The organism is Tabrizicola sp. (genome assembly GCF_022842145.1).
GTDB lineage: Bacteria > Pseudomonadota > Alphaproteobacteria > Rhodobacterales > Rhodobacteraceae > Tabrizicola.
Window position 1 is genome coordinate 1 of sequence record NZ_JALHQD010000017.1, and the last position, 6,704, is coordinate 6,704.

The window sequence follows — 6,704 nt, forward strand, 5'->3', positions numbered from 1 at the left end:
TTCCGACAGATCGTCGAGCGGCATGGCTGGCACGGCTGGGCGGGCGAGGGGACGAAGAAGGGCGAGGCTTGGCGAACCAAGGTCATCTACAAGACGAACCTCGCCACCAGCTACGCCGCTGGTCGCTTGGCCCAGCTGCGCGACGGGGGCTTCACCCACTTCGTCTACCGCCACGGCGGCAGCGTCGAGCCGCGCGTCCAGCATCTGGCATGGGACGGGCTGGTCCTTGAGGCTGACCATCCGTTCTGGGCCACCCATGCGCCACCGAACGGCTGGGGCTGCAGCTGCTACCTGACCGGCGCGCGCAGCCGCGAAGGGGCAAAGCGGGTGGGCGGCAAGCCGGAGAAGCAGCTGGAAGACAGCTGGCAGGCGATCGATCCCCGGACCGGAGCGCCGAAGGGTATCGACAAGGGATGGGCCTATGCCCCGGGCGAGACGGTGACCGATACGGTGGCCGAGGCCGTCCAGGCGAAGATGGCGAAGCTGCCGGACGCCCTGGCGGAGGCGCTGGCAGCCGAGATCGCAGCGCGCGCGGCCAAGGGCCAAGGCGATGGCTGACATCATCATTACCGACGACGAGATCACCGGGGCGCTGCTCCGGCTTTCGGCTACCCTGTCCGACCTAACGCCCATCATGCAGGAGATCGGCGAGATCATGATCGACTCGACCAAGCAGCGCTTCCCGCAGGGCATCGCCCCGGATGGCAGCCGCTGGGCCCCGAAGTCGCAGACCACGCTGAACCGCTATGGGGCCAGAACCTCGAACCGGATCGACATCCGCCCGCTCTTCGGCCCATCGGGCGCGCTGTCGTCGCAGATCTTCTACGAGGCCGCCTCCGACAGCATCGCCTGGGGCTCGCCCATGATCTACGCCGCCACCCAGCAGTTCGGCGCGGCGCAGGGGGCATTCGGGCGGACGAAGCGGAACGGGCCGATCCCCTGGGGCAACATCGCGGCACGGCCGTTCCTGGGCGTCTCTCCCGAGGACCAGACCAACATTCTGGACGCCATCGCCGAGGCGCTCACCCGTTCAGCCGCACCCGGTTGAAGCCGGACCTTGACCCGTGACGCCTGCCGGGTCACGGTAGAAGCATCCCGATCCCCGTAAAGCACCCCGGTTCCTACAAGCCGTTGTAGGTGTTTCGGGTATGGGCCATCCGCCAGTCTGGCGGCATGCAGCACGCCCCCGCCTTCGCCCCCAGGTTTGACCTGATCGCCCTCGCCGCTTCTGCGGCGCTGCCCGCGCTTGGCAGCGACGGGTCGGTGCCGGAATGGGTCCAGCTTCTGCCGGTGACGCAGGGCGAGGTGCAGACCTATGACGGTCGCGGCCCCTACCTCGTCAAGGACCTCACCGCGATCATCCAGGCTTCGATGGCCTGGGAGCGCGGCATTCCGATCGACGAGAATCACGCCACCGACCTGCGGCCCGGTCACGAGGCCCCGGCGCGCGGCTGGATCGTCGAGCTTCAGGCCCGCGACAACGGCCTCTGGGGGCGGGTCGAATGGACCGCTGCTGGTCGCGCCCTCGTCGCCGACAAGGCCTATCGCGGCATTTCCCCCGTGCTCATGGTCAGCCAGGCGGACAAGCGGACGGTGACCCTGATCCCGCGAGCCTCTCTTGTGAACGTTCCCAACCTTTGCGGCCTGGCCGCGCTCAACACCGAGGAGACCTCCCGTATGGAAGGCATGAGCAAGATTGCCGAAAAGCTCGGTCTGCCGGCCGACGCTTCCCTGGACCAGATCCTGGCGAAGATCGGCAGCATGGCCGACAAGAAGGACGACGCCAGCAAGTCGGGGCCCGACGCCGCGCTGCAATCGGCCCTGACCGAGATCGGCACGACCGTCGGCCTGCCTTCGGGCACCCCGGATGCCATCGTCGCGGCCGTGAAGGTCAAGACCGCTGGCGGCGGCGACGCGGTGGCGCTGCAGTCGCAGCTGACCGCACTCCAGTCCGAGCTGACCACGATGAGGACCGCGCAGACCCGTTCGGCCTCCGAGGCCTATGTCGACGGCGAGGTCAAGAAGGGCCGCACCGGCATCAACGCGACCAACCGCGAGACGCTGATCACCCTGCACATGTCGCAGCCCGACCAGGCGAAGACGATCATCGAGGCGCAGCCTATCGTCGCCCCCACGACCGTCGTGCCCGGTGGCAAGCCGCCCGTCGACAAGGACGGCAATGTCGACCTGAACGCCGAGCAGCTTGAGGCCGCCAAGGTCCTGGGCATCCCGCAAGCCGACTTTCTGAAAACCCTGAAAGAGGAGGCGCGCTGATGCCGCTGACCGCAGATCGCAACACCCCGCAGTACATGGGCGAAATCCGGGAGCAGCCCGTTGGGGCCTCCACCCGCATCTTCGCCGGTGCCCTCGTCATGCGCAACGCCGCCGGCTTCATCGTCCGTGCCGCGGTCGCCACCGGCTGCTTCGGCGTCGGCGTGGCCGAGCAGCCCCTGGACAACTCGGCCGGGGCCAACGCCGCGGCGAACGTCCGCTACCGGACCGGCATCACCGCCCGCTTCCGCAACGCGACCGCCGGTGACCTGATCGTCCAAGCCGACGTGGGGCTGCCCTGCTTCATCCTGGACGACGACCAGGTCGCCAAGACCAATGGCACCAACACCCGCAGCCGGGCGGGCATCATCGAAGCGGTCGACGCCCAGGGCGTCTGGGTCCGCCTCGACGAAGCCATCACCCGCGCCGCTTAAGGAGACCCCCTGACATGATCATCTCTCAAGCCTCTCTCGATGCCCTGCGCGTCGGTTTCAAGACCGAGTTCCAGCGCGGCCTCACGATGGCCCCGCCGCTGCGCGACCGCGTGGCGATGACCGTCCGGTCCACCACCTTCGAAAGCCGCTACGGCTGGCTGAAGAAGCTCGCCGGCATGCGCGAATGGATCGGCGCCCGCGTCGTCGACAACCTGGAAGAAGCTGGCTACTCGATCACGAACCGCCACTTCGAGAAGACCGTCGGCGTCGACCGCAACGATATCGAGGACGACAACCTGGGCCAGTACACGCCCATGTTCGCCGAGATGGGCGAGCTGACCTCGGCCCTGCCCGAGCAGCTGGTCTGGGGCCTCTTGAACGCGGGCTTCACGACGAACTGCTTCGACGGCCAGTTCTTCTTCGACACCGACCACCCGATCACCGACGCGAACGGCAACCAGACGACCTATGCCAACACCGACGGCGGCGCGGGCACGCCCTGGTTCCTTCTGTGCACCAACCGCTCGGTCAAGCCGATCATCTACCAGGAGCGCAAGCCCCCGGAGTTCGTGTCGATGGACAAGTCGAACGACGAAGAGGTGTTCAAGAACCGGGTCTTCACCTACGGCGTCGATATGCGCTGCAACGTGGGCTACGGCTTCCCGCAGATGGCCTGGGGCTCGCGCCAGACCCTGAACGCGGCCAACTATGCCATCGCCCGCGCCGCGATCCAGAACATGAAGGGCGACGGCGGCCGTCCGCTGGGTCTGGTCCCGAACCTGCTGGTCGTGCCGCCGACGCTGGAAAGCGCCGCGCGCCAGATCCTGAACTCGGAGTACGGCACCGGTGGCATCACCAACGAATGGAAGGGTACGGCCGAGCCGCTGATCGTGCCGTGGCTGGCCTGAGCCTGAGCGCCTGATGGCGTGATCCAGCTGAGGGGCCGGTTCGGTCCGGCCCCTTTCTCGATCACACCCCGCCCCTGATCCCGGAGAGACCGATGTCCCGCAAGAAAACCTCTGCCGCGCCGCGTACCGCCGCACCGGCGTCGGCCGTTCCCGGCAATGAAGCGCAGACCATCATCCAGGACGCCCCCCAGGCGACCCAGCCCGAATCCACGTTGGGGGACGGGGATGCGACGGGGGCGGCGCAAGAAGCCCCCTCGGCCACCGCCGCCCCTCAAGCGCCCGCCCCCGACGTGGTGAAACCTGCCGCCAAGGCGAAAGCCCATGTCCTGCGCGTGACGGGCCCCGCCAAGGGCCGCTGGCGCGCGGGCCGCAAGTTCGGGGCAGAGCCGGTGGACATCCCGGTGGCCGAGCTGACCGAGGACGACCTGGCGAAGCTGGAGGGCGACCCCGAGCTGACCGTCGCCCTGGTGCCGCAGGACTGATGCAAGCGCGGAGGGGTAGCTCAGCAGGTTAGAGCGGGGGGCTTCGGCCCCTTGGTCGCGGGTTCAAGTCCCGCCCCCCCCCACACCCACCCCCCGAGGACCCAATGCCTTACGTCACCCTTGCCCAGCTGACCGACCGCTTCGGAGAGCAGATGCTGATCTCGCTCACCGACCGGGGCGTGGATGCGCTGGGCGTCGTGGACACCGACGTGGTCGACCGCGCGATCGCCGAGACGGACGCGTTGATCGATGGCTATCTGGCGCGCCGCTACGCCCTGCCGTTGAGCCCGGCCCAGCCGATGCTGGTGGGCGTGGCCGGGGCGATCACCGTCTACAACCTGCACCTCTTCGAGGCCCCGCCGAAGATCGAGGCCGACTACAAGGACGCAGTCCGGACCCTGACGGCCATTGCCCAGGGCACGATCACACTCAGCGCCGCCGGTGTCGAGGCTTCCTCGACGGGATCGACCGGTGCCCAGATCACCGACCGCGAGCGGCCCTTCACCGAAGACAACCTGAAAGGCTTCATCTGATGCTGATCGAAGATCTGATCGCACGGTTGAAGGAGCGCGTTCCCGACTTCTCGAACCGGGTCGAGGGCGCGCTGGAATGGTCCGCCTTGCGCGAGCAGGGCCGGTTGCCCAACGCCACGCCCGCTGCCTTCGTGATCTCGGTCGGGATGACGGGCGGGACCCCGGACGCCGCGGCTGGCCTTTTCCGCCAGGCCTATGAGGAAGTCTTCGGGGTGATCCTGATCTTCCGGACCAACGACCTGGTCGGCAAGCGCGCCTTTGCCCAGTCCGACCACATCAAGCGCGCGGTGATCGAGGCCGTTGCCGGCTGGTCGCCGGATGGCGTCCTGGGCGTCTTCCGCCTAGCACGAGGCACCCTTCTCCCGTTCGACGCAGGCACCCTTGCCTACCAGATCGACTTCGCCATCGGCGACCAGCTGAGGATCGACCCAACATGAAGAAGCCCACCCCCCAGAACTTTGAGGCGGCGACCCAGGACACCGTTCCTTCGGAAGCTCTGCCGCTGCCCCACCAGGGCGGCAGCTACTTCCGTCTTCCCGACGGCAGCCTGCAGCTGGAGGAGGCGACGGACAACCGTCCCGAGGCCCGCGCCGCCGCTGCCCTTGAAGACCCGGTTCAAAGCCCCGTGAAGGAGGCCTGAGATGCCCGCTCCGCTGTACTGGAAATCCAAGATCCTGCTGGCCAAGATCGAGACCACCTACGGTCTTGATTCCGCCCCGACCGGCGCCCTGAACGCGATCCTCGCCACCGAGGTGAAGATCCAGCCGATGGAAGGCAACGACGTCAGCCGGGACCTGGAACTGCCCTACCTGGGCGGCCAGGGTACCATCCCGACCGAGCTGCATGCCAAGCTGTCATTCCGGGTCGAGCTGGCGCCGTCTGGCACTGCCGGGACCGCGCCGGGCTGGGGCGTCCTGATGCGCGCCTGCGGCTGCGCCCAGGTCGTCAGCGTTGGGACGAACGTGGTCTACAACCCGATCTCGACCAACCACGAGTCGGTGACCATCCACCTCTGGATCGACACTACCCGCTATGTGATGCGCGGAACCCGCGGCACGGCCAAGATCATGGTTGGCGCGAACGGCATCCCCTATCTGGAATTCAGCTTCACCGGTCTCTTCTCGGCCCCGGCCGAGACGGCGCGCGTGGTCCCGACGCTGACCGCCTTCCAGAAGCCGCAGGCAGGCAGCACGGCGAACACGCCGACCTTCAGTATCAACTCGGTCGCCTTCGTCATGCGGTCCTTCACGCTGGACCTGAAGAACGCGGTCGAGCCGCGCTTCCTGATCGGGGCCGAGCAGATCCTGATCACCCAACGCGAGGAAGAGGTCGAGACCGTGGTCGAGGCCCAGCCTTTGACCGCCTTCAACCCCTTCACCCTGGCGCAGAACCAGACCACCGTCCCCGTGGTCCTGGCGCATGGCACGGGCGCGGGCCGGATCAGCACCTTGAGCATGCCCGCTGCCCAGGTGCAGCGCCTGCAAGGCCTGGAGAGCGCGCAGGACATCAAGGAATGGCCGCTGCGCCTGGCCCCGCTGCCGGTCACCGGCAACGACCAGTGGACGCTGACGCTGACCTAAGCACCGGGCGTCACAGCGCCCGGCCTCACCTGACCTTTGGAGCATCCCCCCATGTTCAAGCTGAAGAAGAACGCGACCTTTCTGCACGACGTGCCGGTCCAGTGGCCGGTCGACGAGACGGACGGCAAGGGGGGCTTCGAAGAGGTCACCCTGAAGACCCGCTTCCGGGTCCTTGATGCCGAGACGCTGCGGATGCACGACGACCTGCACAGCGAGCAGGGCCAGAATGCGTTCCTGCGCGCCGCGATCGTCGGCTTTCCGGCGGTGGTCGATGACGATGGCCAGCCGGTCCCGGACGACGACGCGCTCTTCGACCGCATCCTGGGCCTGACCTTCTGCCGTGGCCCGCTTATGCGGACCTACCAGTCCGCGATGATGGGCGCGCGCGCAAAAAACTGAAATGGGCCGGGCGCGCCTGGGCGACAGGCGAGCTCGGCCAGAAGCGGGACAGGATGAGCGGGGCGCGGTCGGATGCCGCCCTTTGGGGCATTGCGCT

Annotated in this window: 11 protein-coding genes and 1 tRNA gene; all 12 read left to right on the top strand. The window is 67.7% G+C overall.

The features are described 5' to 3' along the window. On the top strand, nucleotides 1–558 hold a 558-nt coding region (locus tag Q0C42_RS21525), incomplete at its 5' end, for a phage minor head protein (RefSeq protein WP_295081135.1). Then, nucleotides 551–1,048 carry a phage virion morphogenesis protein gene (locus Q0C42_RS21530; RefSeq protein WP_295081138.1) on the top strand — a complete coding sequence of 166 codons (498 nt, stop codon included), beginning with the start codon at nucleotides 551–553 and terminating at the stop codon, nucleotides 1,046–1,048. The genes Q0C42_RS21525 and Q0C42_RS21530, both read left to right, overlap by 8 nt. A gap of 125 nt (nucleotides 1,049–1,173) precedes the next feature. Continuing rightward, the gene (locus Q0C42_RS21535) at nucleotides 1,174–2,274 is read left to right on the top strand and encodes a phage protease (RefSeq protein ID WP_295081141.1); all 1,101 of its coding nucleotides are present in this window, start codon (nucleotides 1,174–1,176) and stop codon (nucleotides 2,272–2,274) included. Continuing rightward, nucleotides 2,274–2,705 carry a hypothetical protein gene (locus Q0C42_RS21540; RefSeq protein ID WP_295081143.1) on the top strand — a complete coding sequence of 144 codons (432 nt, stop codon included), beginning with the start codon at nucleotides 2,274–2,276 and terminating at the stop codon, nucleotides 2,703–2,705. The genes Q0C42_RS21535 and Q0C42_RS21540 overlap by 1 nt, the downstream gene beginning before the upstream one ends. Nucleotides 2,706–2,719: 14 nt before the next feature. Then, complete coding sequence (locus Q0C42_RS21545) at nucleotides 2,720–3,613, top strand: Mu-like prophage major head subunit gpT family protein (protein WP_295081146.1); 894 nt, start codon at nucleotides 2,720–2,722, stop codon at nucleotides 3,611–3,613. 92 nt (nucleotides 3,614–3,705) lie between these two features. After that, a complete protein-coding gene (locus Q0C42_RS21550) occupies nucleotides 3,706–4,095 on the top strand; it encodes a hypothetical protein (RefSeq protein WP_295081148.1) in 390 nt (129 codons plus the stop codon). 9 nt (nucleotides 4,096–4,104) lie between these two features. After that, nucleotides 4,105–4,178 (top strand) — tRNA-Arg (locus Q0C42_RS21555). A gap of 21 nt (nucleotides 4,179–4,199) precedes the next feature. Continuing rightward, complete coding sequence (locus tag Q0C42_RS21560) at nucleotides 4,200–4,628, top strand: DUF1320 domain-containing protein (RefSeq protein WP_295081151.1); 429 nt, start codon at nucleotides 4,200–4,202, stop codon at nucleotides 4,626–4,628. Then, complete coding sequence (locus Q0C42_RS21565; RefSeq protein ID WP_295081153.1) at nucleotides 4,628–5,065, top strand: hypothetical protein; 438 nt, start codon at nucleotides 4,628–4,630, stop codon at nucleotides 5,063–5,065. Before Q0C42_RS21560 ends, Q0C42_RS21565 begins: the two co-directional genes overlap by 1 nt. Continuing rightward, nucleotides 5,062–5,268 carry a hypothetical protein gene (locus Q0C42_RS21570; RefSeq protein ID WP_295081156.1) on the top strand — a complete coding sequence of 69 codons (207 nt, stop codon included), beginning with the start codon at nucleotides 5,062–5,064 and terminating at the stop codon, nucleotides 5,266–5,268. The genes Q0C42_RS21565 and Q0C42_RS21570 overlap by 4 nt, the downstream gene beginning before the upstream one ends. Before the next feature lies 1 nt (nucleotide 5,269). Next, a complete protein-coding gene (locus Q0C42_RS21575) occupies nucleotides 5,270–6,208 on the top strand; it encodes a phage tail tube protein (RefSeq protein WP_295081159.1) in 939 nt (312 codons plus the stop codon). A 51-nt stretch (nucleotides 6,209–6,259) separates the two neighbouring features. After that, complete coding sequence (locus tag Q0C42_RS21580; protein WP_295081161.1) at nucleotides 6,260–6,607, top strand: hypothetical protein; 348 nt, start codon at nucleotides 6,260–6,262, stop codon at nucleotides 6,605–6,607. The last annotated feature ends 97 nt before the right edge of the window (nucleotides 6,608–6,704 follow it).

Excerpts from the sequence above, each read along its gene's own strand:
- Q0C42_RS21530 (WP_295081138.1), top strand. The coding sequence starts at position 551 with ATGGCTGACATCATCATTACCGACGACGAGATCACCGGGGCGCTGCTC.
- Q0C42_RS21535 (WP_295081141.1), top strand. The coding sequence starts at position 1,174 with ATGCAGCACGCCCCCGCCTTCGCCCCCAGGTTTGACCTGATCGCCCTC.
- Q0C42_RS21540 (WP_295081143.1), top strand. The coding sequence starts at position 2,274 with ATGCCGCTGACCGCAGATCGCAACACCCCGCAGTACATGGGCGAAATC.
- Q0C42_RS21545 (WP_295081146.1), top strand. The coding sequence starts at position 2,720 with ATGATCATCTCTCAAGCCTCTCTCGATGCCCTGCGCGTCGGTTTCAAG.
- Q0C42_RS21550 (WP_295081148.1), top strand. The coding sequence starts at position 3,706 with ATGTCCCGCAAGAAAACCTCTGCCGCGCCGCGTACCGCCGCACCGGCG.
- Q0C42_RS21560 (WP_295081151.1), top strand. The coding sequence starts at position 4,200 with ATGCCTTACGTCACCCTTGCCCAGCTGACCGACCGCTTCGGAGAGCAG.
- Q0C42_RS21565 (WP_295081153.1), top strand. The coding sequence starts at position 4,628 with ATGCTGATCGAAGATCTGATCGCACGGTTGAAGGAGCGCGTTCCCGAC.
- Q0C42_RS21570 (WP_295081156.1), top strand. The coding sequence starts at position 5,062 with ATGAAGAAGCCCACCCCCCAGAACTTTGAGGCGGCGACCCAGGACACC.
- Q0C42_RS21575 (WP_295081159.1), top strand. The coding sequence starts at position 5,270 with ATGCCCGCTCCGCTGTACTGGAAATCCAAGATCCTGCTGGCCAAGATC.
- Q0C42_RS21580 (WP_295081161.1), top strand. The coding sequence starts at position 6,260 with ATGTTCAAGCTGAAGAAGAACGCGACCTTTCTGCACGACGTGCCGGTC.